Source organism: Candidatus Methylacidithermus pantelleriae (assembly GCF_905250085.1).
Taxonomy (GTDB): Bacteria; Verrucomicrobiota; Verrucomicrobiia; order Methylacidiphilales; family Methylacidiphilaceae; genus Methylacidithermus; species Methylacidithermus pantelleriae.
Genome location: NZ_CAJNOB010000023.1, coordinates 65,403 through 91,070, shown reverse-complemented (window position 1 = coordinate 91,070; position 25,668 = coordinate 65,403). Strand labels below are relative to the sequence as shown.

Annotated in this window: 22 protein-coding genes; 5 read left to right on the top strand and 17 right to left on the bottom strand. The window is 56.0% G+C overall.

Annotated elements, in window-relative coordinates:
• Window positions 1-118 precede the first annotated feature (118 nt).
• On the top strand, window positions 119-2,287 hold the full coding sequence (locus KK925_RS06510) for an AMP-binding protein (RefSeq protein ID WP_174582093.1): 2,169 nt from the start codon (window positions 119-121) through the stop codon (window positions 2,285-2,287).
• Between the two features lie 728 nt (window positions 2,288-3,015).
• Here the strand turns inward: KK925_RS06510 and recO are convergent.
• The 4 genes from recO to KK925_RS06490 are packed head-to-tail and all read right to left on the bottom strand — an operon-like array spanning window position 3,016 to window position 6,519.
• Window positions 3,016-3,549 (bottom strand): DNA repair protein RecO, encoded by a 534-nt coding sequence (gene recO / locus KK925_RS06505; protein ID WP_174582092.1) that lies wholly within the window; start codon window positions 3,547-3,549, stop codon window positions 3,016-3,018.
• 18 nt (window positions 3,550-3,567) lie between these two features.
• Window positions 3,568-3,912, bottom strand: a complete 345-nt coding sequence (gene ybeY, locus KK925_RS06500) for an rRNA maturation RNase YbeY (protein WP_174582091.1) — start codon at window positions 3,910-3,912, stop codon at window positions 3,568-3,570.
• 1 nt (window position 3,913) lies between these two features.
• On the bottom strand, window positions 3,914-5,530 hold the full coding sequence (locus KK925_RS06495) for an HD family phosphohydrolase (RefSeq protein ID WP_174582090.1): 1,617 nt from the start codon (window positions 5,528-5,530) through the stop codon (window positions 3,914-3,916).
• Window positions 5,527-6,519 (bottom strand): PhoH family protein, encoded by a 993-nt coding sequence (locus KK925_RS06490; RefSeq protein ID WP_174582089.1) that lies wholly within the window; start codon window positions 6,517-6,519, stop codon window positions 5,527-5,529. The genes KK925_RS06495 and KK925_RS06490 overlap by 4 nt, the downstream gene beginning before the upstream one ends.
• Window positions 6,520-6,711: 192 nt before the next feature.
• Here KK925_RS06490 and glgA point away from each other — a divergent pair, with 192 nt between their 5' ends.
• On the top strand, window positions 6,712-8,130 hold the full coding sequence (glgA, locus tag KK925_RS06485) for a glycogen synthase GlgA (RefSeq protein WP_174582088.1): 1,419 nt from the start codon (window positions 6,712-6,714) through the stop codon (window positions 8,128-8,130).
• A gap of 349 nt (window positions 8,131-8,479) precedes the next feature.
• On the opposite strand, the gene KK925_RS06480 is transcribed toward glgA, so the two are convergent.
• The 11 genes from KK925_RS06480 to KK925_RS06430 form a co-directional block, all read right to left on the bottom strand.
• Window positions 8,480-9,046, bottom strand: a complete 567-nt coding sequence (locus KK925_RS06480) for an NADPH-dependent FMN reductase (protein WP_214096359.1) — start codon at window positions 9,044-9,046, stop codon at window positions 8,480-8,482.
• Window positions 9,047-9,115: 69 nt separating this feature from the next.
• On the bottom strand, window positions 9,116-9,727 hold the full coding sequence (locus KK925_RS06475) for a lipoate--protein ligase family protein (protein WP_174582086.1): 612 nt from the start codon (window positions 9,725-9,727) through the stop codon (window positions 9,116-9,118).
• Window positions 9,714-10,760 carry a dienelactone hydrolase family protein gene (locus KK925_RS06470; protein WP_174582085.1) on the bottom strand — a complete coding sequence of 349 codons (1,047 nt, stop codon included), beginning with the start codon at window positions 10,758-10,760 and terminating at the stop codon, window positions 9,714-9,716. The genes KK925_RS06475 and KK925_RS06470 overlap by 14 nt, the downstream gene beginning before the upstream one ends.
• 908 nt (window positions 10,761-11,668) lie before the next feature.
• A complete protein-coding gene (locus tag KK925_RS06465; protein WP_174582084.1) occupies window positions 11,669-12,250 on the bottom strand; it encodes an anthranilate synthase component II in 582 nt (193 codons plus the stop codon).
• A 46-nt stretch (window positions 12,251-12,296) separates the two neighbouring features.
• A complete protein-coding gene (gene trpE / locus KK925_RS06460; RefSeq protein WP_174582083.1) occupies window positions 12,297-13,805 on the bottom strand; it encodes an anthranilate synthase component I in 1,509 nt (502 codons plus the stop codon).
• 480 nt (window positions 13,806-14,285) lie between these two features.
• Window positions 14,286-15,020, bottom strand: a complete 735-nt coding sequence (locus KK925_RS06455) for an acyltransferase (protein ID WP_174582082.1) — start codon at window positions 15,018-15,020, stop codon at window positions 14,286-14,288.
• Window positions 15,017-17,107: a WD40 repeat domain-containing protein gene (locus KK925_RS06450; protein ID WP_174582081.1), complete on the bottom strand. Its 2,091-nt coding sequence runs from the start codon at window positions 17,105-17,107 to the stop codon at window positions 15,017-15,019. The genes KK925_RS06455 and KK925_RS06450 overlap by 4 nt, the downstream gene beginning before the upstream one ends.
• A gap of 264 nt (window positions 17,108-17,371) precedes the next feature.
• The gene (locus tag KK925_RS06445) at window positions 17,372-17,614 is read right to left on the bottom strand and encodes a hypothetical protein (protein ID WP_214096358.1); all 243 of its coding nucleotides are present in this window, start codon (window positions 17,612-17,614) and stop codon (window positions 17,372-17,374) included.
• A 271-nt stretch (window positions 17,615-17,885) separates the two neighbouring features.
• A complete protein-coding gene (locus tag KK925_RS06440) occupies window positions 17,886-18,101 on the bottom strand; it encodes a hypothetical protein (RefSeq protein ID WP_174582080.1) in 216 nt (71 codons plus the stop codon).
• A complete protein-coding gene (locus KK925_RS06435) occupies window positions 18,098-18,325 on the bottom strand; it encodes a hypothetical protein (RefSeq protein ID WP_174582079.1) in 228 nt (75 codons plus the stop codon). The genes KK925_RS06440 and KK925_RS06435 overlap by 4 nt, the downstream gene beginning before the upstream one ends.
• Before the next feature lie 292 nt (window positions 18,326-18,617).
• A complete protein-coding gene (locus KK925_RS06430) occupies window positions 18,618-18,779 on the bottom strand; it encodes a hypothetical protein (RefSeq protein ID WP_214096357.1) in 162 nt (53 codons plus the stop codon).
• A gap of 198 nt (window positions 18,780-18,977) precedes the next feature.
• Here KK925_RS06430 and KK925_RS06425 point away from each other — a divergent pair, with 198 nt between their 5' ends.
• Window positions 18,978-19,331, top strand: coding sequence for a hypothetical protein (locus KK925_RS06425; protein ID WP_214096356.1), 354 nt, complete (start codon window positions 18,978-18,980; stop codon window positions 19,329-19,331).
• Window positions 19,332-19,886: 555 nt separating this feature from the next.
• Here KK925_RS06425 and KK925_RS06420 read toward each other — a convergent pair.
• Both KK925_RS06420 and hemL read right to left on the bottom strand, forming a co-directional pair.
• Window positions 19,887-21,653, bottom strand: a complete 1,767-nt coding sequence (locus tag KK925_RS06420; protein ID WP_174582076.1) for a SpoIVB peptidase S55 domain-containing protein — start codon at window positions 21,651-21,653, stop codon at window positions 19,887-19,889.
• Window positions 21,650-22,942: a glutamate-1-semialdehyde 2,1-aminomutase gene (hemL, locus tag KK925_RS06415; RefSeq protein WP_174582075.1), complete on the bottom strand. Its 1,293-nt coding sequence runs from the start codon at window positions 22,940-22,942 to the stop codon at window positions 21,650-21,652. Before hemL ends, KK925_RS06420 begins: the two co-directional genes overlap by 4 nt.
• Before the next feature lie 254 nt (window positions 22,943-23,196).
• Here hemL and KK925_RS06410 point away from each other — a divergent pair, with 254 nt between their 5' ends.
• Window positions 23,197-25,005 (top strand): helix-hairpin-helix domain-containing protein, encoded by a 1,809-nt coding sequence (locus KK925_RS06410; protein ID WP_174582074.1) that lies wholly within the window; start codon window positions 23,197-23,199, stop codon window positions 25,003-25,005.
• Between the two features lie 275 nt (window positions 25,006-25,280).
• Complete coding sequence (locus tag KK925_RS06405) at window positions 25,281-25,550, top strand: AbrB/MazE/SpoVT family DNA-binding domain-containing protein (protein ID WP_174582073.1); 270 nt, start codon at window positions 25,281-25,283, stop codon at window positions 25,548-25,550.
• The last annotated feature ends 118 nt before the right edge of the window (window positions 25,551-25,668 follow it).

Genomic DNA, 25,668 nt, shown 5'->3' with positions numbered 1-25,668 from the left:
CTCGCAGAGTTCCCTATAGCCCTAGGCTTTCGGCGGGGCTGTCAAAAACCCTCATCGGGCAAGGTTTTGCTCCGCCTGACCAACCAACATTCTGCTGGCAAAAAGTGGCGATCACGACATGAAGAGCTTGGAGTGGATGGGAAAAGAAAAGATCCCGCCCGGAGCCTGGATCGCGTTGGTCAATGATCTCCCTGAGGATCTTTTGACGCTTCTCCACCGCGAAGTGGGTTCTCCCCTCTGTGTCCTCCCAAAGAAGAAAGACGACCAGGCTAGTGTTTCGCAGTTGGCTAATGGATGGATCGTAACACCGGACCCCCGGGCGAGATTGAGCAGTCCCTCGTCGGATCTTGTGTCTTGGCTGCGGATGGGGCGTTCCCTCCTGGTGGTCTTGGAAAGCCCGTGGACTCCCGGAAGCCTCGTAGGAGGGATTCCTCCTTGGATCGAAGAGCTTCTCGGGCAAGTTCCGGTTCCTCTTGTGCCTTTATGGGTGGACTGGTTCTGGGCGAAAATCTGGGAAAGACTTCTTCCTTCTAGCCTTCTCCCTAGCTCTTCTTCAGCTGTGCGGATCTACGCCGGTAGCCCTATCTTTCCGGAACCATCTCCAGCACAAACAATGGATACCCTCCGAAAGGAACTCTACGATCTATCCGAACGTGCTCTCTCGAGCCGGCCAGAACTAGAAAGCAATGTGGTCTTGGCAGTTCTCTCCGCAGCTAAGAGAAACCCCAACGAAGAAGTGTTTTGGGACAGCGTGGCTCTCCGTGGCATTGGTCGGAAAAAGCTTTGGATAGTAGCCCTTTCCCTTGCAAGCTGGCTCCGGGCGGTCGTGCGCGAGGAGAGAGTCGGGATCGTTCTCCCGCCTGGGATCGGTTCGGCCATTGCGAACCTTGCTTGCCTTTTGGCCGGGAAATCGGCTCTCAACTGCAATTTTACGGCCGGTCCCCGGTTCAATCGTTTCGCTTTGGAGCAAGCTCAGGTAAAGGTCGTTGTAACGGCCGAAACCCTCCGGAAGCGCTACCCCGACTTCCCATGGCCCGAGCGAACCTTCGATCTTAAGGACGTGCTTCGAAGGCAAAACTGGTTTCGAATGGGAGTCTGGGCGATAGCTCACCGTTGTCTTCCTCTCCGCGCGCTTGTCGAAGTGTTGGGGATTCCTAGGGAAGGAGGAAATCGGGAAGCGCTTCTCCTCTACACAACGGGAACCAGCGGAGATCCCAAGGGAGTGATCCTTTCCCACCGGAACCTTTTGGCGAATCTAGCGCAAATTGAAGCACTGCTAGGCGATCTTCGGTTAAAAAAAATGATGGCCTCGCTTCCCGTCTTCCATAGTTTTGGAGCGACCGTGACCCTCTGGTGGCCCCTGGCAGGAGGTCCTCGTGCCGTGAGCCACCCCAGCCCTTGGGAAGCCAACCGGATAGCCGAGTTAATCCACCAACACCAAATCGACGTTCTCTTTACTACCCCCACCTTTTTGCGAGGGTTTTTGCGCGGGGTACCACCTCAGCAACTCGTCCCGTTGCAAATCGTTATCACTGGAGCGGAACGGCTTCCTTCCGAACTGGCCACGGAGTTTTGGGAGCGGTTCCATGTACCTGTCTGCCAGGGCTACGGGATGACCGAGGCTTCGCCCGTGGTGTCGGCGGCTTTCGTGGATTTCCGCCACCCGTTGCATTGCACTCGTCAAACAAGGACCTACAGGGAAGGAAGCGTGGGAAGGCTGGTACCCGGGCTTTCCCTGCGGATTCGTCATCCGGAAACCAAGGAAGAACTCCCACTGGACCGGCCGGGTCTTCTCTATTTGAAAGGGCCCAATCTCACTTCGGGATACCTGGGAGACCCTGAAAGAACCCAACAAGCATTTGAAGAAGGCTGGTACTGCACCGGCGACATCGGGAGACTGGATCCCGAGGGATTTCTTTTTATTGAAGATCGGGCCAACCGGTTTTCGAAAATCGGTGGAGAAATGGTTCCGCACGCAACGGTGGAAGAGGGTTTGCAGAAGCTCTTGTCCCACTCCCACGAGCAGAACGACCTTGTGATTATCGGCGTGCCTGATCTTACCAGGGGCGAGAGACTTATCGCATTGACCACCAAACAGTTTTCCCTTCCCGACATCCGAACCGGGTGGAGACAGTTAGGGCTTCCTTTGCTATGGCTTCCGAAAGAAGTGCATCAGGTAGAGGAAATTCCTCGGACACCTCTGGGCAAACCGGATCTGAAAGCTTGTCAAAAGCTTGCGATCCAGCTTTCTCGTAAGAGCAGAGCCAAAGAGGAAGAAGCAGGCTAAACCGGCAAAAAAGGAGCAACGAAACCATTCCCCACGCTTGGGATAGGTTGCTACGGTTACATCCGAAGGTAAAGTCGTCCCAATAGGTTCCCATCCACCGATTCACGCCGCATTCACTCAACGACCACTACCACCTCCTGACTTCCTACTTCCATCCGCCACTCCCCGGGGCCGGTGATGGCGAAGGACCACTACCCCTCTCCGAGACTTACCGAAAACACCCCATGGCTAACCAAAGCGATGCGGCGAGCCTGCCGTTCCGTTGGTGCTTTATCGACCGGGTGACAACGGCCGGATTTTTTAGCGAAAAAGCTCGCATTGGCGGTTTCCAGGGCTTAGAGAGAATGTTTCCTTGCGTTAGGCCCCGCTTGCCGACTCGCCTGCTTCCCCGAGCCTTTTCGTCAAAAGCCTTCGACCACCAGCAACCGCTCCGGGTGTTTCCGACTGGACCAGTCGTTACCAGGTAAAGATCCCTTCCTCCTCACTGGACGATCCACCCTCTTTATGGCGCACACTAGACATGGACGAGAACAAAACGGTTGGCACGGTCACAAGACTTTGCGAGGACGGGCCCGCAGCCAAACGAACTCTAACAAACAATGCTTTCCGTGACCGAAGAAAAAGGCTTTTTCAAAAGGCACAAAGCAAGGAGAAAATAGGAACAGACAAAAGATTACCCTGAAAGAGAAAAACGGTCTTCCCGAGGTTCTTTGTTCCGAAAGATGCTCCTAAGGCGGGGGAAGGATTTCCCGCAGGCGTTCTCTCATCCGGTGCATGCGTGGATAGGACGATCCCAAGGCACTTTCCAAATCCTTTCCCGTTCCGCTGAGTTGGGCAACCCGATATTCGTAACGTTCCACAAGCATCCAACTGGGCGGGTGCTTTTCGAGATATCCCAGCGCTAGGCTTACCAGGCGATAAAGGTCCGCTACTTGAGTCTGGGATTCTATGGCGGCGAGTACAAGTTCCACCAAATACTCAGCAGTTGCCCAGACCTCCCAGTTTCTCCGGAGATTGTCAAACGCATAGAGAAGCTGGACTTCTTTAATGATAAAAAGATCACTACGAGAAGGAACAACAAGCTCAAGCTCACATAAAAGGTAAGGGTCCCACGAGAGGCAGAAAGGATTTTTCGGGCGCCGAGCACCTTTGGCTAGCGTTCGAATCCAGCCCAGTTCCTCGGTCAGCCAGTGAACAATGAGACTCGTTTCCGAATAGCAATACCTGCGAACCAGAAGACCCTGCGCGCTTGCGGTTTCCACGTTTCCCAAGGCTTTGTTTTATCGTGGTGAGGTATCGCTCGGACGCAAAAGCCTCTGCACGATCCGTTCCTGTTCAGACCACATGGCACTCCGTTCCTTCTCCCCCTTGTCGGACCAGCCGGCTAAATGAAGCAGCCCATGCACGCAGTAACGCAAAAGTTCCTCTGCCAACGGAATGTTTCTTGCTTGCGCCTCTTCCTTGGCCACCGCTGGACACACCAGAATTTCTCCGTAGTCAAACGTCAGAACATCGGTAGGTTCCGAGTCCTGATGGTACCGGTAATGGATCTGGCTCATATCACGGGCAGAAACGAGCGTAATTTCGATTCTTTCCGGAAGCCGTCTTCCTTTTGTCGCAACCATTTTAACGGCTTGCACTAGTTGATCTTGCAGCGGGGCTATCGCTACCGGAACCTCTTTTTGCCGATTGACCACTTCCACCATCGCGGATCTCCTGTTTCGGGTATTGCAACCGACTGTGCATGGCTGTCTTTAGCATGGAGCTTAAACGAGCCGCAACTTTCCAAATTTCTTTGAGCGAAAGCCCACACTCGTCCAGCTGCCGATCCCAAATCCGCTGCCAAACAATTTCCTCAACCAGTTCCTCGATGCGCTGGGGCGTTGGCTTTTCCAGGCACCGGGAAGCACTTTCCACCGCATCGGCCAGCATGAGAATCCCAATCTCTTTGGTTTGGGGCTTGGGGCCCGGATATCGGAACGTTCCTTCCTGGACCCCCGAATCCGAACCGGGCACCCCCAAAAGCTGGCGACCGACTTGGGCATCCTCGCTCATCCGCTTAGCCCGGTGATAAAAGTAATAGACGAGTCCATCGCCATGGTGCTGCTGGATCGCTTCAATGATAGGCCTGGGAAGACGATGTTGAAGAGCCAAATCGACCCCTTCCTTCACGTGAGAAATGATGATGAGAGCGCTCATGGATGGAGATAGAGAGTCGTGCGGGTTTGCCCCCGGAACCATATTTTCGGCAAAATAATGAGGATTGGTCAGCTTGCCCACGTCATGGAAGTAAGCCATTACCCGGCATAGGGTCGGGTTAGCCCCGACGGCCACAGCTGCGGCCTCGGCCAGGTTAGCTACCATAAGACTATGGTGATAGGTCCCCGGCGCTTCCATCATAAGCCGGCGAAGGAGGGGGTGATTCAGATCGGCAAGCTCAACCCAGCTAAGAGCCGTTTGCGCCCCAAGAAGATCCTCGAAAATGGGAAGAAAAGTCCCGATGAGAAGGCTTGTCGCGATTCCCGAAAGGACCGAAAGCAACGCCTCCTGCCACAGATACGCTTGAGAGGTTCGACTGGCCCAACCAAAAAGGACACCCCCAATGGATCCGGCTAACCCCACGGCAACACCTGCCCAAAGGAGATCCCGCCTCCGGCGCGCATTTCGAGTGCAATACACCCCTGTGCACCCGGCCACCAGATCCAGTGCCAGCAGGATTAAGCTCTGGTTGACCAGAAGTGCCGCCGTCAACGCGGTCGCGACGACCGTATAGACACCGGCCCGGACACCCAGCAAGACCGTCACCAATAGAGGAGCAAAAGCAGTCGGCACGTAAAAGTAGATGTCGCGCAGTTCCCACTGCTGGTGCTGGAGCGTCCACACATACACCCCTTTGCTTATTAGGACGTTGACCAGCATGGAACCACACACAAGTCCCAGCTGGGAATTACTGCGGAAAACTTCGGGAAGTTCTAAATACAGAAGGAGAAGGGAACTAAGAACGACAAGCAGAGCCAAAAGCCAGAGGCACCCCGTAGAGTGTTGCTGCCGCCAGAAGCTAAGAGCAACAACGCTTGCCGTAAAACCGGCGCACAAAAGAACCCGAACCCAGAGGCTGCGGTCCAAACCCACTAACCATGCGGGCCGTTGTGCCGTGCGCCGCAGCCGCCCGCACGCCATCCCCTTGCGGACCAGCCGCCAATGCTCAAGCCCCCGGAACCAGCGGAGCTCTGATAGCGTCATAATTGCCCGGCATCCCTGGTCCCGCGGTACACCGAATAAGCCCGAACAATCTCTTGAACCAATGGGCCGCGGATCACATCCGACTCGTCGAACTGGCAGATATAGATGTCTCGAACCCCCCGCAGAGCCTGAAGAGCCTCAAGAAGACCCGAATCTTTCGGCTTGGGAAGATCAATCTGAGTCGGATCCCCCGTAACCACGCAGCGAGACCCAGGACCAAGCCGCGTCAAAAACATAAGCATTTGCTCTCGACTCGTATTTTGAGCCTCATCGAGAATGACAAAGCTATGGGCAAGTGTTCGGCCACGCATATATGCCAAAGGCGCAATTTCAATGCTCCCCCTATCAAAAAGCCTCTCCAGCTCCTCCGGATCTAGCATATCCCCTAGGGCGTCATAGAGCGGCCGCAGATAGGGGAGCACTTTTTCCGTCACGTCCCCTGGAAGAAAACCGAGTTCCTCCCCCGCCTCGACAGCAGGCCGGGTAAGAACGATCCTTTTTACTTCCTCCTTGCGTAACAGGGCTACGCCCACAGCCACGGCCAAGTACGTCTTGCCCGTCCCCGCGGGCCCGGTGCCGAATACCAAAGGATAGCGCTGGAGTGCCTCTACATACTCCTTCTGGCGGGACGTTTTGGGAGTAATCGGCGACTTTTTGGGCGAGACCGATAGGCGTGCTTCGTACAGCTCGGTAAGCCTGGCAACGCCCTGACGGTCCACCGAATCCACCGCGTAACGAAATTCGTCCTTCCGAATCACTAGACCCTGTTCCCGGGCCGTCGCCAGTTCCTCGAACAGCCGTCGAACCTTTTCCACTCCCTCCTGCTGGCCGTCGATCCGAACCCAGCCTTCCCGGGTCGTGACCCGAACCCCAAAACGTTCCTCGATCACCTTTAAGTGCTTAGGCTCGTTGGCCAAAAGAGAATGCACAACTCGGCCGTCTTCAAAGGCCAGGATTTGGGAGGAAGTCGTCAGTCCGTTCTGAGACATTGAAACGTAATCACTCTAAACCTAGTCGCAGCGAGAGGAACCGTCAATACCGGCGCAGAATCGTGGCAGAGACTCCCCCACAAGGCGGCGACCCGCCTTCTTGGTTGAACAACCAAAGGAAAACTGGCGCCGGCTACCCAAAGCTGTCATAAAAAGGAAAAAGGCTTGCTTGCCTGTACCCATCCCTTCTCCATGGTCATTCTTTTCGCAGCCACCGAACTTGCCCCCTACGCGAAAACGGGAGGGCTTGCCGACGTGCTCGCTTCTCTCCCCTCAGCGCTGGGCTCCCGAGGACACCAGGTACGAATCTGCCTCCCCTTTTACCGGAGGGCTATCCGGAAACTCCGCAGCCTGCAATCCATGGGGATTGAACTGGAGGTGGTTCTCGGCCGGACCAAGCACGTCGCTCACCTCTGGCGGGGACAAACCTCTGATAGCCCTCCCTTGCTTCTGATTGAGAAGGACGAATTTTTTGATCGATCCTATCTCTATGGACCTCCTGGAAGGGATTACGCGGATAACGCCAGCCGGTTTTTTTTCTTTAGCAAAGCCGTGGTACAGATCGCCCAACGGCTCTCTCCCCGCCCCGACGTCCTTCATCTCCATGACTGGCATACCGGTCTGGCGGCAGTAATCGCAAGAAGAGAATGCCCGCAAATAAAGACAGTATTTACCATTCATAATATCGCTTATCAGGGGAAGTTTCCGGCAGCCGATTTTGAACTCACCAACCTCCCATGGGAATATTTCACGCCCGAAGGGATCGAGTTTTACGGCCAGATCAATTGTTTAAAGGCCGGAATCGTTTTTTCGAACCGGGTGACGACGGTTAGCCCAAGGCATGCGCAAGAAATTCAATCTCCGGGAGGAGGACACGGCTTAGAAGGGGTTCTCCAAGCCCATAGGCAAAAACTCGTTGGGATCCTAAACGGGGCCGACTACCGGAGATGGAACCCAGCAACCGATCGCAAGATCCCAGCTTCGTTTGACGCCGGTCACCTCAAGGGGAAGGAAATCTGCAAAGAGGTGCTCTGCCGGGAACTGGGTTTTCCTTCCCACACGGACCCGCTCTTTCTTTTCCTGGGCAGGCTAGTGGAACAGAAAGGCGTGGAACTTCTCTTGCAAGCGACGCCCTATCTTCTAAGCTGGGGAAGCCAGATCGCCGTGCTGGGGACGGGAACCCCCAAATGGGAGAAGGCCTTAGAAGAGCTCAGCCGCCAAAACCCCGACCGGCTCCATCTCCAGTTTCGTTTCTCCGAACGACTGGCCCATCGATTCCTGGCAGGGGCCGATTTTCTTCTTATGCCCTCCGCGTTTGAACCTTGTGGGCTTACCCAGATGTACGCCCTTCGGTACGGAACACTCCCCATTGCTCATGCTACTGGAGGATTGGCCGACACCATCCAGGACGCAATCGAGCCGTTTGAGACAGGAACCGGTTTCCTCTTTTCCCCGTATGAACTGCCCGCTTTTTTGTCAGCCTGCCAAAGGGCGCTGCGCGTCTACCAGGATCCGTCTACCCTTGTTGGGCTCCGCAAACGAGCCATGGGAAAGATTTTTTCTTGGGACGAAGCAGCCCTCCAGTACGAAGCGATCTACCAAGATCCCTGACGACCAGACTGGGAAAATTCCCCTCTTTCGGCACCGGACGTCCAGCGGCCAGGTTTCTGGCGCGCCCTTGTGGAGAAAAACAGGGGTAGGAGCCACGGGCCCTAGCATGGTAAAACAGAGCCTCTCCTCTGGCCGGCCTTCCACCTTCCGGTACGTCGAAAAGAAAAAGACCACGATGAACCTGGTCGTTTTCGTAAAACGTATCGGTTACAAAAAGCTTGCACCGGTCTTGCTTGTACGGGCTTGCGCAACCCTTCCGTAGACGGTGGCCTGCCACCGACACAGTAGAGCACCTCCGGCCTGGGTCTTAAGGCAAGCGGGTTCGAAAAAAGCTTTTTGCCCGTCGAAGCTATCTCGGCGCTGGGGATGGGGAACCCATTCGCTGGGCGAAACTCCAAAACAAGCGCGCCTGATCTGCCATCGACTGGCAAAGCTTTGGGTCTTCCACTCGTGAACGGTTCGAAAGAAGAACTGCGATTCCAGGAAAAAACAATTTTTTGGGAAACACGTAGGCTCCCAGACTCGACAAAACTTGTTCGAGCTGCGCAAGCGCCCGGACTCCTCCAAAACGTCCGCTGGCGACTCCTACGAGCCACACGGGTTTGCCATCGAAAAGCTCGGGATGAGGGAGAAGATCAATGAAGAGTTTTACAATCCCGGGCATCCCCCCATTATATTCGGGACAAACCACAACCATTGCGCTAGAGTGTACAAGTTCTTTCTCCATCTCCACCACGACGGGCGAAGGAACTTGATAGGCGGTCGGAGAAAAAAGCACCGGATCCAGCTTGCCAAGATCCATCGCTTGGACGCTTACCTCGAGCTCCCGGACAAAAAACTCCGCAATTTGACTGGCAACCAGCCGGCTCCTTGCCCCTACTCGGTTCGTTCCCACGATGATGACGAGAGTACCCAAACCTTTCATCGATAGCAAAGCGCAGGCGAAGGAGGCGGAAACAAAAACCCCGGTGCAGCTTTTCCCTTGTTACCACCGCTTGTTCCAAGCGGGGCTCGTGTACCGCAAGCGCTCCAACATGTGGGCTTCTTGACCCTCCTGCTGGGTAGGGGAATCCATGGTCCAGTGGACCTTGAGCTCCAAGGCCAAAAAGGAGGCAAAAACTGCTTCCAACGCTTCCCAGTCAGAAATCGCGTCCAATCGAATCGATCCCTGGTGAAGCAAACCTTTTTTTGACCTTCTCTGAGCTCCCCCTGCGATCTTTCGTCCCTTCACGGTCACGTCAAAGATAGTGGCACTGTCAAAACATCGAGGGGACGCACACCCATCCATCTCTCGAGCCAAATCGGCGGACAACCCCAGCTTGCCCAATGCATCCCGAAGTGCTCCATGAATCCGCCGGTACGACTCACGCGGAGAAAGCCGAGCAAACTCACATTCCCTTGGAACAACGAGCGAATAGGTAAGATCCTCGCCGTGGAGGACACTTCCCCCACCGGTGATCCGCCGAATGAAGCAGGCTCCCTCCGGCACCTCCTTCCAGGACTGGGAATACCCAATCGTCCAGCAGGGCTGATCCCAGCCATAAAAACGGAGAACCGGTTGCCGCACACCCACAAAGAGAACCTCATCCAGCGCCATGTTCCAAGAGGGACTGCCTCGCGCGTAGCCCAAGAGCCGCCCCGCAAACTCTCTGTCCATAGGTCCGTTTGCCTAACATGATCCACCGGTTTGTGAGAGACAAGCTCGACAACCTGGTTAAGCCCAAGCCCGGGAGGCTACCGAAAAGTTCTTTCCAAAAGCCGTTCCTTTTGCGCTTATGCCGAGAGTACTGGTCCTCGAGAAAACGCCACGTCGTCTGCAAGGCTTTTTCCGTTACACCTGGCCTCCAGTGTGCGCTTTTGGGGTCGGCAAAATCATGTGCCCCCGGGAAAAAGTAGGCACGCGTCTCCTTATTGACTTTCTCTAGACTTCCCATGAACTGCCGTGCCGTTTCGGGAGGGAAAAGGGAATCTTCCAAACCAAAAATGCCGCAGACGGGAGCCGCAGGCTCTTCAAACTTTCGCCCTGAAATCCCCTCCGGATAGAAGACCACAAGGGCGTCCACATCTTTTAACCGCGAGGCAACCTCCAAAAGGACAGTTGCCCCGTTTCCCCACCCCACCAGTCCGACATGGTCCACATGAAATCGTGGGCTTTCCTTTAAAAACCGCACAGCCGCCTGGAGAGTCGTTTCGGCTGATTCGGGATGCAGAGTCCGAACCAGATCCTCGGCCATCTCGGGGTCGTCTGCCGTTTGCCCGTTAAAGAGATCCACTGCCAGCGCCACAAACCCCTCCTTGGCAAATCTGTGGGTAAACTGTTTCATCCCCTCCTCTAATCCCCACTTGCCATGCACCAAAATCACTCCCCCCTTGGGTACCTGCAGGGGAAGCGAAAGATAGGCCATGTCGGTAGCACCAAAGTCTGACAAATTGATCATAACCCCAGGCAGACGAGCTAGTGCCGAAGAAGGTGCTGGGTTTTCTCTAGGCGTTTCGGCCCACGCTTCAAAGAGGTTCCTTTCCCAAAGAACCGGAAAGAAAACGCAAAAAACGAAAAGAAAAACCAGTTGCCAGGATGGAAAACCGGCACCCGGGCGATATTCTTTCGGTCTTTCCCGTGGATGCACCACAGTCTTCCCCGTGGGATTCCCTCTTTTGTCCGGCCGAAAAGAAAATGTCAGAAACAAGGTAGAACGCTTTCCACCATTCATCGGCTTAGCTTCCGGTCAGTTCTTGCAAGGTTTTTTGCAAATTGGCAAAATCTCGTTTTCCCTTGGCAAGCCCCCAGCGCCTGCGCCCAACTCTACTCAACGGGTAGGCTTGTCCCAAAAAGCTTTTTTTTTCGGGATTGACTCCTTTCTGAGTCAACCCTTCGCCCGCAAGCTAGATGATTGCAAAGATTATATTCTCTCACTACCGAAGGCCACCCTCGTTTGGCTCAAGAATGAGCCCCGTGACCCGTTCCTTTCTCCTGGCACGAGGTCAGTGGCTCCTGAGCTGGCGCAAAACTTTTTTGCCTTTCCCAGCACGATCCCCACAAAGCGTCACCTCCCCGGCGAGAGCCCGGCAGGACCTGTAAGAGAGCCTAGCCTAGCCGAAAAACGTGACCATGTAAGGGCTAGCTGTGGACCAACCTGTGTACATGGTCGTCTCAACCAAGGGGGTGTGTGCCTCCGGGAAGAAAAAGCCCTACGAAACCCTTCACAGACTTCCCTCCGTCTCCCGGTTACCTCTCTTGGCTCGGGGGACCCCGCGGGGCTTCCCAAACCGGACCTGCAAAAAAGGTCCAATCGAACCCTACATTCTTCCACAGGAGACCTCAGCCAGCGAGACGCCACCGGCGGTGACTAGAGCCTGTGCCACGATGAGGACATGGTCAAACTCGCGGTGTCTCGGATTCTCATTGGGTCCTTTTTACTCAATCCACGAAAAGAAACATCAACTCACCGAGATACGCCCCACTGAAAGGGTCCGATCCCTGCAACTCCCCCTTACGAACCAGCTGACAATCATCTCCCCAACCCCCAATCCCCAAGCTTTAGCCAGCAGCCGAATAGGAAAGAGACAAGAAATTTCGCAACAGATCCTTCCCGCAGCGGGTCAGGATAGATTCCGGGTGAAACTGGACGCCAAAAATGGGATACGTCTTATGTCGCAGGCCCATTACCTCCTTTTGATCCGTTTCCGCGGTAATCTCCAAACAGTCAGGAACCGAGTCACGGTCCACAATGAGCGAGTGGTACCGGGTGGCTTCAAACGGGTTGGGTAATCTCTCGAAAAGAAGGCTCCCATTATGGTAGATCAGCGAAGTTTTGCCGTGCATGAGACGCTGGGCCCGCACCACCCGGCCTCCAAAAACTTGTCCAATACACTGGTGCCCTAAGCAGACGCCAAGGATAGGAATCGTTTTGCCGAGTTCTTGGATGACCACACAGGAAAGACCCGCCTCGTTAGGGGTTTTAGGACCTGGTGAGATTACGATCCGATCCGGTCCCAACCGCCGGACGTCCTCGAGGCTGATTACATCGTTGCGCCGGACAATGACCTCTTCCCCCAGCTCTCCCAGATATTGGACGAGATTATAGGTGAAGGAATCGTAATTGTCGATCACGAGCGTCATGGGTCGTTAAGCCGATCTTCCTTCTCCTTGCTTCTGGTCACGCTATTTAGCGAAAGCTCTTCGCCAAGGCTAGCGCGCGCAGCCCTGCCTCGGCTTTACTCAAGCTTTCCCGATACTCGCCCAGGGGAGTGGAATCGGCAACAAGCCCTCCCCCTGCCTGGAGGTAAGCTTTTTTATTTTTACAAACCACTGTGCGAATGGCGATGGCCGAATCCAGGTCACCCGAGAAGCTAAAATAGCCAATGGCGCCCGCATACACGCCCCGGCAGGTGGGTTCCAACTCCGCCAAGATCTGCATCGCACGGATCTTGGGAGCCCCGGTAACCGTTCCCGCAGGGAAGGTCGCCCTTAAAAGATCGTACGGCGTGCAACCAGGTTCAAGGAAGCCCTCGACGTTGGAAACCAGATGCATCACGTGGGAATATTTTTCAATCACCATCCACTCGGTTACCCGAACCGTATCAAAACGACAAACCCTCCCTAAATCGTTTCTTGCCAGGTCGACAAGCATTACGTGTTCCGCCCGCTCTTTCGGATCGGCCAGAAGTTCGCGTGCCAGTTCTTCATCCTCCTGCGCCGTTGCTCCCCTCGGTCTGGTACCCGCAATCGGACGGATCGTAGCCTTTCGTCCCAAGCAACGAACGTGAACCTCGGGCGAGGAGCCCACGATTTGAACGTCCCCCAGGTTCAAATAAAACATGTAGGGAGACGGATTGATGATCCGTAGGGCTCGGTAAAGATCCAAAGGGTCCCCTTCAAAGGCAGCCTCAAGCCTCTGGGAAGGAACCACCTGAAAAATATCTCCAGCCTGGATATACTGGTGCATCTTTTCCGCCATGGACAGGTACTGGTCCTTCGAAAGATTGGCCTTCCAAGCTACCGGTGGAGGCGCAGGCTGAACAGAGACCAGCCGGTGATCCATCGGGCGGCGCAAGCGATCCTCCAGCTGGTCGAGTTTTTGCACCGCTTCTTCGTACGCTTTTCGAGGATCGTTTTCCACGTAGGCATTGGCAACCAGCTGCAACTTCCGCTGCAGGTGATCAAAAGCAACCAGGGTATCGGCCAAAACAAAGCAAGCATCCGGTAGGCCCAAGTCGTCGCAAGAAGCCCTCGGAACGCTAGGTTCGAAATAGGTAACCGCTTCGTAGGCCAAATACCCCACCGCCCCCCCGTAAAAAGGAGGGAGATCTCCTTCGGCTACTGCTTGGAACCGATCCATGAGCTTTTTTAGCTTCTGGAGAGGATCCACGTGGTCCTCCACCCAGCGAACCCCATCGCGACCTTCCAAAACCGCTCTTCCATGCCGGACCCGCAAGACCCAAGCCGGATGGGTTCCAACAAAGGAATACCGGCCAAAACGCCCGTCCCGTTCCGCCGATTCTAATAGGAAGCTATAGGAGCCTTGAGCAACTTTGAGAAAGGCAGAGACCGGCGTGTCCAAGTCTGCCACCACTTCGCGGTAAACAGGGATCAAGTTACCCCGCGAAGCCAGCTCAAAGAAGCGCTTGCGGTCCGGAAAGGTTCCGCACGTTCCTTGAGAAGGAAAGCTAGCCATCGTCTGGTAGTGGAAAGAAAAAGATGGAGTTCCCTGATCGGTCGTTGCTTGTAGGCCTCGTTACCTTTTTCGGGTCTTCGATATCACCCAGCCAGTCGATTTCCCCAAAACGAGCATCCCCCCCGGTAACCCAGTCATCCTTTGGCTTTGGCATATCTGCCGATGCCCCTGACCCCCTTGGAACTCTTCCTCTGGGCATCGTTCCTAAGCCAGCGCTACTCCTTCCAGGACAACTTTCTTTGCCCCAACCAACAAGCAAGCCAACCATCCCGCAGAAAAGATTTTTTTCCCTAGGGCCCGCCCCAAAAACGTTCCCTAGCATCGCATCCTCTCCGGCTTTACGCCTCTTTGTTCCCCGGTGACTACCGATCGAAAGGGCGCAAGCAACCGACCACCTACTCCTTGCCTTGAGAAGGAAGGGTAACTTCCCGTCCCTCGCAGCGTCCAGGCATTTTCCTTCCCGCTCGCCCCAAACCAACCTCACCCCGTTTTGGAAGACCGTTTCTTCTTGCACGTCACTTCCAGAGTGGGGCGCCACTTAACGATGGCCCCTTCCTCCAGAACGCCGCGCCAGACAACACCCGGGTAGATACACGCATCCCGACCTACAATGGAACCGGGATTGAGCACCGCATTACAACCTACCTCCACCCGATCCCCCAGAATGGCCCCAAATTTCCGAAGGCCGGTTCGAAAAAGGAGCGAACCGTGCCGCACGCAAACCTCGTCGCGCGTTAACTTGAGATTGGAAAGAATCGCACCAGCCCCCAGGTGAGCCCGGTACCCGAGAATGGAATCTCCCACATAGTTAAAATGCGGAACTTCGGCTTCTTCAAAAAGCCAGGCGTTTTTGAGCTCGCAGGAGTTTCCCACTACGCTCCCCTTTTCCACAATCACATAGGGACGCAGATAAGCGCCCGGCCGAAGATGACACTCTTCACCAATCCATGCAGGGCCCTCGATCACCACACCCGGCTCGATGACAGTCCCTTTCCCCACAAAGACCTCCTGGCCTAAACAAGAGCCCTGCGCCACCGTCCCGTGGATCGCGGGAACGAAACCCTCGAGAAAAAAAAGACGGATCCGGTTTATGAGTTCCCACACATAGTGCGCGCCCTCTAAGAGGCCCGGATGAGCCGTGTGGGACGCATCCAGATAGCGATCCGGAGCAAACAGGGAATCAGGGTTCTCGGCCGGATCCTGTCTTTGGCTCATTGTGCAACGGCACTACTTACGTTGCCTGCCTGGTCCTCGGCTCGAATGAACACCGAAGACCCCGCTGGGCAAGGAACTTCAAATTCCTCCCTCTGCGAATCGACCATGCCGTCCTTCGGCAAAGCAGGCAAGAATTCTCTGCCATCGGTTGAGACCAGCACGGACTTGATCCCGCTGGAAAGATCCGTGACCTCAAAACGCACCCGATCTCCCGCCCGAAAAAGGACCCGGACCGCCGGCGGAGTATTATCGACCACAAAGGGAGAGCTTTCGAGAGAATCGGAACGACCTTCTCCCGGAGCGTTATCGGCTTGGTCAGACGCTTCGACACGCACCCGGTACTGGCCATCGGGCCAGCCGCTGGTGTCCCACGTGAAAATGGGCTCCTTTAAGTCCTTGGCCAATAGTTGCCACGCTCCGCCCGGTTCCCTGCGATAATCAATCCGATACCGGAGGACGTCACCATCCGGGTCTACGGCTTTCCAGACAACCGTACGCAAACCCCTTCCCTCCCTGGGTTGATAGCGAGTCGGGAGTCGAAAAAGCGATTCCGTTCCTTCCACCCGGCCCTTTTCGCTTAACAGCTGCTCAATGGTTTTCGGTGCAGGAGGTCCCGGTGGGGAGACCATTTCGGTATAGCCGAAGCCAGAAGGCAGCACGTCCACCTCTGTGACCTGGGGGGGCACATTTTGCGGGAGATACGCAACCTCCACACGGTTCACAAAGCCATCTTCCTCCAATCGAAGCCGGAACTGCAGATAGCGAGCCGGCGGATTTTGGCAGAGGTCTCCCCTAACGGGTTGCCAGCCGTACCACGAAGTACCCGGACGTGGAACGTTTCCGGTTCGCGTCTCTATGTGAACTTTCCCTTTCCCTGTCACCCGCACAGAACCCCAACGGGCAAAAAGCCCACTGTCTAAAGGAGAGGATTCATAAATCCCTACCCCTCGTCGTAGCGTACTCACCCGGTACATCCGGCAAGGATGGCTCGTAACAACCCAGACGGTCCCTCCTGGATCCGCGTAGGCGGCGCTCACCATCCCGGTCCCCAGCTTGGCCCAGAGTTCACCCTCCCCTCGAAGAGTGCATCGATACAGTAACGCCTCTTGCCCGCCGATCCCCACTAGAAGCCGCTTTTCCTTTTCCAGCCAATCCAGGGTGCTCGCTGTCCCCTTGAACTCTTGCAGTAGCAAGGGATACAAAGAGCGATCGAGGCGCCAGATCGCACTGGCACTCACAGGGCGGGCCGCCTCCACAGAGATTCCCCCCGCTCGCGGAGGACCGGGAGGGGACGGAGCCCCCGGGTTTGTCGCCTCAGAAAAGTCGGGAGCAAGAACCACCGGTATTCCCGCGTCGCCCCGGGCTTCACCACGGGTCTCTGATCCCCCAACGGAAGAAGCAGGAGGAGTCGGAAGACCTGTAGCCAAAAAAAAGATGTCCCCGCTTGGAAGGCTTACAATCCGTGGGATTTCCTGCCGGCCGCTGTCCGCTATCACGATCGACCCTTCCGGACCAGGCCCTTGAAACTGGACGAGAACTCCCCGATCCGAACCTCCAGCCAAAAGCCTCTTTGCCCAAGGATCCCAACTAAGACACCGGACGTGCGTCGCTTCCATTTGGGAGTAAAGCGACCCCGAGCCACGGCGGTTTACCCGGTAGACCCGACCCCGGATTCCCGTTCCCACGAAAAGATCTCCTTGAGGACTCCATAGCAAGGACCAGATATACGTCTCTTTGGGATCAAACAATTCCTCTCTTTTTCCTTTCACGATCCGGTAGACTTTCCCACCAGGAGACCCACCCACGTAGAGCTCGCCCGAGGGACCCAAAGCAGCCGCGTAAGGATATCTTTCGGGAATGGTTGCATAAACCGTTGATTGCCCATCTTTGGTCACCCGGAAAATCCGTCCCCCGGGGGAAGCTCCCAACAGAAGGTCCCCCTCCGGAGAAGGAAGAACCCACCAGACCTCGTCTACCGGCAGTTCAGCCACCTTTTCGACTAAGGGAGCCGGCCGAAGGACCCCCTCCTCCGAAAGGCTCGCACTAATAAGATCTCCCTTTTCGAAGTCCTCCCGAGACTCGATCACAATCCTTTGAGGCTTGACCGCTTGCGCTCTTTGCCACACCAAGCACGACCCCGAAAAGAACCACGCCAAACCCAGGATGATCCTCCAAACCGTCGCGATCGGGCAGGGGTGAAAAGAGGTGTGCATCTAGCCAAACCGGCTGTGAGAACGATCCCACGTGGGTTTCAAAAGGGTGACGGGCCACATCGTCACTCCGGGGTAGCCGGCCTTTTCCCCTTTGGTCTCACAAAGCTTCTTTTCCTACAACCAATATCGTCCATTTGCCTACCAAGGAAGATTGTCTGGGACGCCGGCCGAAAAGAGTGCTCCCGAAAATTCGCGTGCCGGCGTTTCACTGGCAAAGCCCAGGGAGTACCCAATCCCCGCGATTTCGGGGACAGAGCCATCGCAGACAGCCGATTGCCTCCCGACGGGGCTTGCTCCGATTGGAGTCTCCCCCGAACCCCAGCGAGAGAAACGACCGTAGCTGCTTCGTCCGATTGCTTCCGGGTAGGACGAAGGTGACATGACTCCCCTTTCCAGTAGGCACGACTGCCTCTGGCACGGATGGGCGTTCGGAGAAACCCAATCCTCTGTGGGTAAGAACACGAGGCCACACCCTGGTGAAAACTCGCGCGATGACAACGTGCCTAGTTTTTTGCCGCGGCGGTCACAGGCCTGTAGGGCGGGTCCGAGCTCGATCGCCTTGGCTCCGGGGCAAAAAAAAGCCGACTTCACCATCACCATCGCGTTGCCGGTAGCCGAAGGAAGAGAGCGAGCCCGAACGAAACCCACCGACTCAACCTTGAGCTTTCTCTTGCAAAGATCCAATCGTTCGATCACAAGCATCTTGCCCGATTCGGCGCAACGCCCGGCCGATCCCTTTGCACGCATGAGCAAAAGGGGCTTTGGCCTTTTCCTTTCTCCTGCCATAGAGAGTCCACCGGATCCGACGAGCATCCGCCAGATAGCCGAAGCGATCCGTTTCGGCCAAGGCCAGACGATCCTCGTTCATCTCAATGCCAACCGCTCCGGCAAGGCGCCCTCTGACCAGGGAAACCGGTCCGCGCCTCGGCGCTCGCCAACACCCGCCACCGCTTCCGATCGCGCACGAACCAGAAGCTTACCGTAGATCGCTCCCGCTTCCGGACGAGTTTCCCGTCCTTGATTGGTGCGATCACCCTCCGGCTGCCGGAACGGACTTCGAAGGATCGCCTGCAGGCCGTAGGCGAAACGCACGCCGTCAAGAACCAGGTATTGGCGGGGGCTCCCTCATCCCTCCGGTAGCCGCATGCGAAGCCGATAGTTCCCCGTTCGGGGATACCGTGGCTTGGCAGGACGAGCTCGCGGGGGTTTTGTCCGTCGACCCGAGGACACAGAAGGGGCTTTTCCGCTGCAGCTCCCCATCCCTCTTCCAGTTGGCAGAGTGGGCGTATCAGTTTTCTTCCAAAAAACACTCTTTCCAAGAAGAGGCGGAGGGAAACGAAAGAGAAACGCACCCGCTTGGGACTCCTCTTCGGCCAGAAGCGCGTCAGGCTCGGTCGGGACGATGGCCAGCCGCCGCTTTTTCTTGGGCAAAACGTTCGATCCCGGGTTCTTCTCCTCGAGCTTGTGGATCATTTTTTCCCCTCTCCCGATCCGCTCCAATAGCTTCCTCAATGAGCTTGGGCCGCTTTTGGCCGATTACAGCCATCTTTCCTTCGAGCTCCCACCCAGAGGGCATGGAACTCGCGGGCGGTCAAGCCAAACCGCGCCAGGGAGGATCGCTTGAGCCCGTCGCACGAGACGCCAGCCTGCATCAGGCAGAAAAAAAGTCCCCTCCCCCCGCCCGTAGAGCGCGGCATTGGCGGGAAGACACGAAAGCTCTTCTCTTGTGGGCGTCAAACGTCCCTTGAATGTCAACATTGGGAGCTTACTCATGAATGGGTTTGTGCCCTTTCTTGGCACGGTTCTGCGCGCATTTCTTCTCGTAAAAGCTCGCACACAAGGAAACCATCCCTTCATTGAGATCGCGCACGATATCGTCGGTCCTCTCATTGGGCTCCACCACCAGGATGGATCGACTCTACGCGGCCAATGCCGCTTCCTGGTACTCGAACCCGAAGCCCATCAGCCGGTCGCGCTCCTCGACCAGAATGATGCCAACCTTCCGATGAGAGACCTCCCCAACGAGCTCTCTACGATGGCGCTTCATCCCGGAGCCGACCTGCTTGACAGCCTGAACGACCCGCAACGCTTGGGTTGAGAATCAACCCGAAGAACCCAAGCCAATGGTCTCTCGCAATCCGCTCTCTCATCGGCCCTTGCACACGCCGCGGGCAAAAGGCCATCCCATCGGGTTGTAAAGACTCCGCACCAACACCCACCGTCCCCGTTGGCAACTCCTCTGCGGGAAGAGGCATACACCCCTCCTTCCACATCCGCCAAGCCGTCTTGTAGGAAACACCCTGCCGCTTGGCCCACGAACTCCCCTTCCTCCGGATATCCTGCCATGAAGAGCTCTATGTGTTCCTAGATTTTTTTGGCTCTTGGCACCCCCTTTTTTCCAACGGCTGGGCTTTATCCGAAGCAAAGAACGCGTACCCTATCGCAGGTCAATCTTCCAACGTTGAAAAGAGCTCCGAACCCCGTGGAATCGCCAAGGATAGAGAACCCTGTTTAAAAAAAGGGTCCAGACCAAGCATACACGGCTACATCGAAAAGAAACGCTCCTACTCTCTCCAATAAGAAGGACCACCAGACCCTGCTGCAAGGGGCCGTAAAGAAAAGAATGGCTTTTCTATTGTTCTTTTCGAGTCTTTCAGCGGATCTGCAAGCTAACTGACTTTTCCCCCACGGCCACTCCCGGCACCTCCAAGGTTTGCTCTTCCCACACCACCTCATCAAGTGGACTCTCCTGGGGGCTGGCAGGGCAATGGGTTTCAATGGCCCGCACGCTCGGGGGCAAAGCAGGCAGTTCCTGTCCCCCTGCCACAAGTCCCTCTCCCGGGCCGACGAGTTCAATGTAAAACGTGTCGTCTTTATGCCGGCGATTGAGTCGCTGAAGAAGTTCCTCCGCAGTCCGGATTCCCCCTAAACTCCGTTCCAGAAGCTTTTGATCGAGGGTCGAACCCGCCACCACTCGAACCTCCACGTTTCCGGGAGGAACTGACGGGGGGATCTGGAGAAAAAGCCTCCGTTCCGTCAAAGGTCCGTATCGCTTCCGTAACCGGATCACAAGACCCAGCTGGCAACCTGGCTCGCAAAAAGAGCTATCCGGAGTCACGCTTTCCAGGTTCCAAAGCTCTTCCGTTTCCTTGGAAACAAAGGTAAGATCCACCCGTTCGATAAGCGGCTCGACCCACCCTTGGGAAAAAAAGAGCTCGAGCGGGCGCGTGATCCCTAAAACGGTACTGGTTAGATCACCGTCCTGGCCGGAGTAAAGCCCTGTAAGATGGAGTGAGGGCAGACCCCGGAAATACACATCCCCCTTAACCTGAATCGTAAAGGTCCGCGCCGAGGCATCCGTATCCTCCAGCACAGAAGCAATCGCCAGATCCAAAAGCAAGGGAGATAGAATGGGGTGAACCACAAAGGCTCCCTTAAGGGCCGGCAAGGGGACACCCTGGTGAATCCTTTCAAACCGGTAGGTGGCCAGGCGAGGGACCGGTCCAATGGATCCGCCAATGGCTGAAAGTCGATCCTCTGTAATCGTCCCGATAATGGGACCGGTGTTGGTGACTTTGTAGGGAAGGAGATAGCTCGGCACCGTGGTAATCACTTCGGCCGTAGCCATGGGGATCGCGCTAGGGCCAAAGCCAAACATGGGGTGCCCAAATCCTAAAACGCGACTCCCATCCCTCCACGTGAGCGTCCCCGTCCCGGCAATCTCAATGTCCCCGCTCATCATCACCGCGGCCAGCGGGGCTCCACTTCCCAACTGGTTGGGGTCGACCCTCGCATCCCACTTTCCCTGTCCACCCGCCGTAACCGGAATAAGGGTCCCTCCCTCCACTCCCCACCTCGTCAGGATCTTCCGGGCCACTTGGGGGGAAAGACCGGGAACGGAAAGGGGAATACCCAGAAACCCGTAAGAACTCTCCCTTCCCAGTTGAGCCAGGGGTCGCTTCCAAAAGGCTCGGGTTACCTGTGACAGAAAATCTTCCGAGGGGCGCCGCGGGATTTCCCGTTCGATTTTCCACATATCCTCAAAGGGAGTAAAACCGCAATGACCATCCTTCTCGAAAGTCGCAATTCGTCGCGAAAGAGCTCCCGCAATTTTTCCGTTGATGAGCAAGGGACTCCCACTCATCCCATGCACTGCACCCGTTAGCGCCGTCTTGGGATCCACCAGCCGGGCGATAATGAGGTCCAAACCAGGCCCTACCCAGTTCTTAGCCACCCCAAGGACTTCCGTTTGGAGCGCCTCCACACGGGTCCCCTGCAAAACGGTAAGCGTCACACCCTTCATTCCCGGCCGTAGCTCGTCCTTGGGAAAATAAGGGACCTCGGGAGTGCGAAGAGTTTGGCCGTTTGCCCAGCCAAGACACGCTAACCAGATTCCGACCAGCCGGAGGGACCCTTTCATAGGCTACGCAAGACTTCTCCCATCATCCTCACCGTCCATTCGACGTCATTCTCGGTGTGAGCGACACTCAAAAAGGAACTCTCCCACGGAGAGGGAGCTAGAAGAATTCCACGTTCCAAGAGCCCTGCAAAAAATCGCGCAAACTTTTTCGGATCCGACCGCCGGGCGTCGCGGAAATTACGGATCGGGCCTTCGGTAAAAAAGAAAGAAAAAAGGGAACCGCACCGCTGGAAGCAAACCGGGTAGGGAAGACCGCGAAGAACTTCGCGGATGCCCTGCTCAAGAAGTTCTCCTAGTTCCGTTAGGATTGCGTAGCCACCTCCTTTTTCCAACTCTTCCAGCTGAGCCAGTCCGGCCGCCACCGCCACCGGATTCCCTGAAAGGGTCCCCGCGTGGTACACATCTCCGCAGGGAGCCAATCGTTCCATAATTTCCTTCCTCCCTCCTAGAGCACCCAAAGGTAGCCCGCCGCCTAAGACCTTTCCAAAGGTGGTCAAGTCCGGCCGCAGACCCCATTGGCCCTGGGCACCCGCCGGCCCTAGCCGAAAACCTGTGATGACCTCGTCCCAAATGACCAGGCTCCCATGCTGGCGAGCTAGCTCCATCACTTCTTCTAAAAATCCCGGTTCCGGTGGAATCACACCACAATTGGCCAACACCGGCTCGAGAATAATCCCAGCCACCTCCTTCCCATGCAGCCGGAAGACCTCTTTCAGGGAGGGGAGATCATTCCAGGAAACGACCAGTGTTTGGGCCGCCAGCCAGGCTGGCACCCCAGCGCTATCGGGGTGGCCTCCCGCAAGCGCCCCCGAACCAGCCCGAACCAATAAGGAGTCTCCATGGCCGTGATAAGCTCCCTCGAACTTGATGATCTTCTCCCTACCGGTAACCCCGCGAGCAAGCCGCACGGCCGTCAAGCAGGCCTCGGTTCCACTACTGGTCAAGCGCAACCGCTCGACGGAAGGAACCCACTGGCACACCTTTTGAGCCAGGCGCAATTCCAGAGGATGGCAAAGACCAAAGCTGGTTCCTTTGGTTGCCGCTTCCTGGATCGCCCGGATCACAGGCCCGGCCGCATGACCCAAGATCGCTGCACCCCAGCTTCCCAGGTAATCCAAAAACTCGTTCCCATCGACATCCCACAGCCGTGACCCCCTGGCCCGACTCACAAAAAGAGGTGCTGTCTGAACCGCGCCAAAGGTTCGAACCGGGGAGTTCACCCCGCCGACCAATAGCTCTTGAGCTTCCAAATAGAGTTTGGAAGAGGTTGGGCGTTGGTTCTTCACCATGACTCAAAAACACCACCTTGCGGAGCCAAAGGAAAATCCTACCATACGAAAGAGTGCCAGGGCAAACCGTGCAAAGAAAAGGATTTCCCTTTCTTGTCTTTTTAGAGAAAGTAGACAAAGCGCGCCGATTTTCCCTTCTTCGCCTAGGCAAGCTTTCCCAGGGAAAGGCACCTTCCCCTTACCACTGCGCCCGTCGTTTGCTTGCCCTCCTGGGGTAGGCTAGTTTGGAATCATTCAAGGGATTTTTTTGCCCTATGGACAAAGCCGAGCTGGTTCGCGTGCTGGAAGAAATTGCCACGTATTTGGAACTAAAAGGCGAAAATCCCTTCAAGGTTCGCGCCTATCGCAATGCGGCCAAAGCCGTAGAAGGCTTGGCAGAGGATGTTACGAAGCTCGTAGCCGAAGGTCGCCTTGCTCAGGTTCCTGGGATCGGAGAGGGAATTGCGAGCAAAATCGCAGAACTGGTGACCACCGGCCATCTGCCCTACTACGAGGAACTTAAGAGAGAGTTTCCCGAAACGCTTTTGCACATCTTGGAACTTCCGGGCGTCGGCCCTAAGCGGGCCAAGGCCTTGTACGAACAGCTGGGAATTGCCGATATCGATTCTTTAGAAAAAGCCTGCCGCGAAAAGCGCGTTCGTGGGCTTCCTGGATTTGGAGAAAAGACCGAAGCAACGATCCTGCAAGCCATTGAGGAGCACCGTCGCTTTCAAGCCTACCACCGGTACGGAGAATTGATCGAACTTGCGGAAAAACTCGTCGAAGCCCTCCGATCCTGCCCGGAGGTGATCCGGGTGAGCCTGGCCGGCAGTTTCCGTCGAGGAAAAGAAGTGGTCCACGACCTAGACGTCCTGGCATCGAGCCGATCCCCGCGAAAGGTCATGGACTTTTTTGTTCAGCTCCCCGGGGTCAGCCGGGTCCTCAGTCACGGAGAAACCAAGTCGAGTGTCCTTTTGGAAGGTGGACTTGCCTGTGATCTCCGCGTGGTTCCGGACAGGGATTACCCCTACGCACTCCACCACTTAACCGGAAGCAAGGAACACAATATCGCCATGCGGCAGCGGGCGATCGCGCAGGGGAAAAAGCTAAGTGAATGGGGGCTTTTCCGAACCACTGGTCCTGCGCTTTCACCAGCAGCGGCCTCAGAGGAAACGGAGGATAACCCACACCGGCCCGAGCACGCTTCGACGCACGACCTCATTGTCTGCCGTGATGAGGCCGACATTTTCGAGGCGTTGGGACTTAGCTACATCCCGCCGGAACTTCGTGAGAACATGGGAGAAATAGAGATGGCCGAAAAGGGGATGATCCCCAAGCTGGTGGAATGGACCGAGCTTCGCGGCACATTCCACTGTCACACGACAGCCAGTGACGGGAGAAACAGCTTGGTAGAAATGGCACAGGCGGCCCAAGAGCTTGGCCTGGAATATCTCGGCATTGCCGACCATTCCAAATCCTCTTTTCAAGCCAACGGTCTGACCGAAGAAAGGCTCGCCCAGCAAATGGAAGAGATTCGCAGGTGGAACGCCCAAAACCGCGAGCCCTATCTTTTTGCAGGAACGGAATGTGACATTCTCAAGGACGGGCGACTGGACTTTAGCGACGAGGTCCTTGCGAGCCTCGACTATGTCGTGGCCTCGATTCACACCGGTTTTTCATCCTCGGAGAAAGAAAACACCCGCAGACTCCTCCGAGCCATGGAAAATCCCTATGTTACCATTCTAGGACATCCGACGGGCCGGCTCCTCCTGGCACGCAATCCTTATCCGGTGAATCTCGAAGAGGTCATTGAAAAAGCCGCAGCAACCGGAACATGGATCGAGCTCAACGCCCACCCATGGAGACTCGATTTGGATTGGAGATGGTGGCGGAAAGCCAAGGAAAAAGGTGTACTCTGTGTGATCAATCCCGACGCGCATCGTTGTAGCGACCTGGCTTTTCTCAGGCTTGGGGTAAAGATGGCGCGGAAAGGGTGGCTCACTACCCACGATGTGGTCAACACGTTGCCCCTAGCTAAGATGCACCGAGCGCTTAAGACGAAGCGTCTGAAGCACCAAGCCTAAGACAGGTCGAACGAAGAAAATTCCTTGCGCATTTTGCCTAAAGGATCAGGCGGATACCATTTTCGTGGAACGAACCCTTCTTCTTACTTAGCCAAATCCTTAAAGAAAAAAAGCGACTAAGAAAATTCTCCTTGCCTCGTTGTTACAATTATGCAAAATGTAGGCGAAAAAGGCATGTTTGGCATGCAAACTGCATTGCGCTCGCCGTCGATGCGGTAAGCGGGAAAGCAGAAGAAGGGGAAAAAATAATACTACATCGAGTAAGAAGGCCTGCCATGAGAGTCATTGGGACCACACAGCTATCCTCAAAGGGACAAATCGTAATACCCGATCACATCCGGAAGGAACGGGGGCTTAAGCCTGGCGACCAGTTTGTGGTCATGGCCAGCGGGGACTTTGTCTTTCTCAAACGCCTCCGCCCACCTTCGCCTGAACAACTCAAAGCTCTGGATAACCTAGCCCAGAGCCTCACCAAAGAGTTCCAGGCCGGAAGTTCGCGCGAGGAGGACGAAGCCGAGTCCGCGCAGAAGGCTTCGGCCCACTAGGAAGCCGACTTGCCTTCGGCAACAGCCGGCAAAGGGTGTTGCCGGCGGCGGACGCCAAGCCGTTTACGATGGCCATGGGACGGGGCTACTGCGGGCCCTGCCTGTGGCCTTCTCTTTT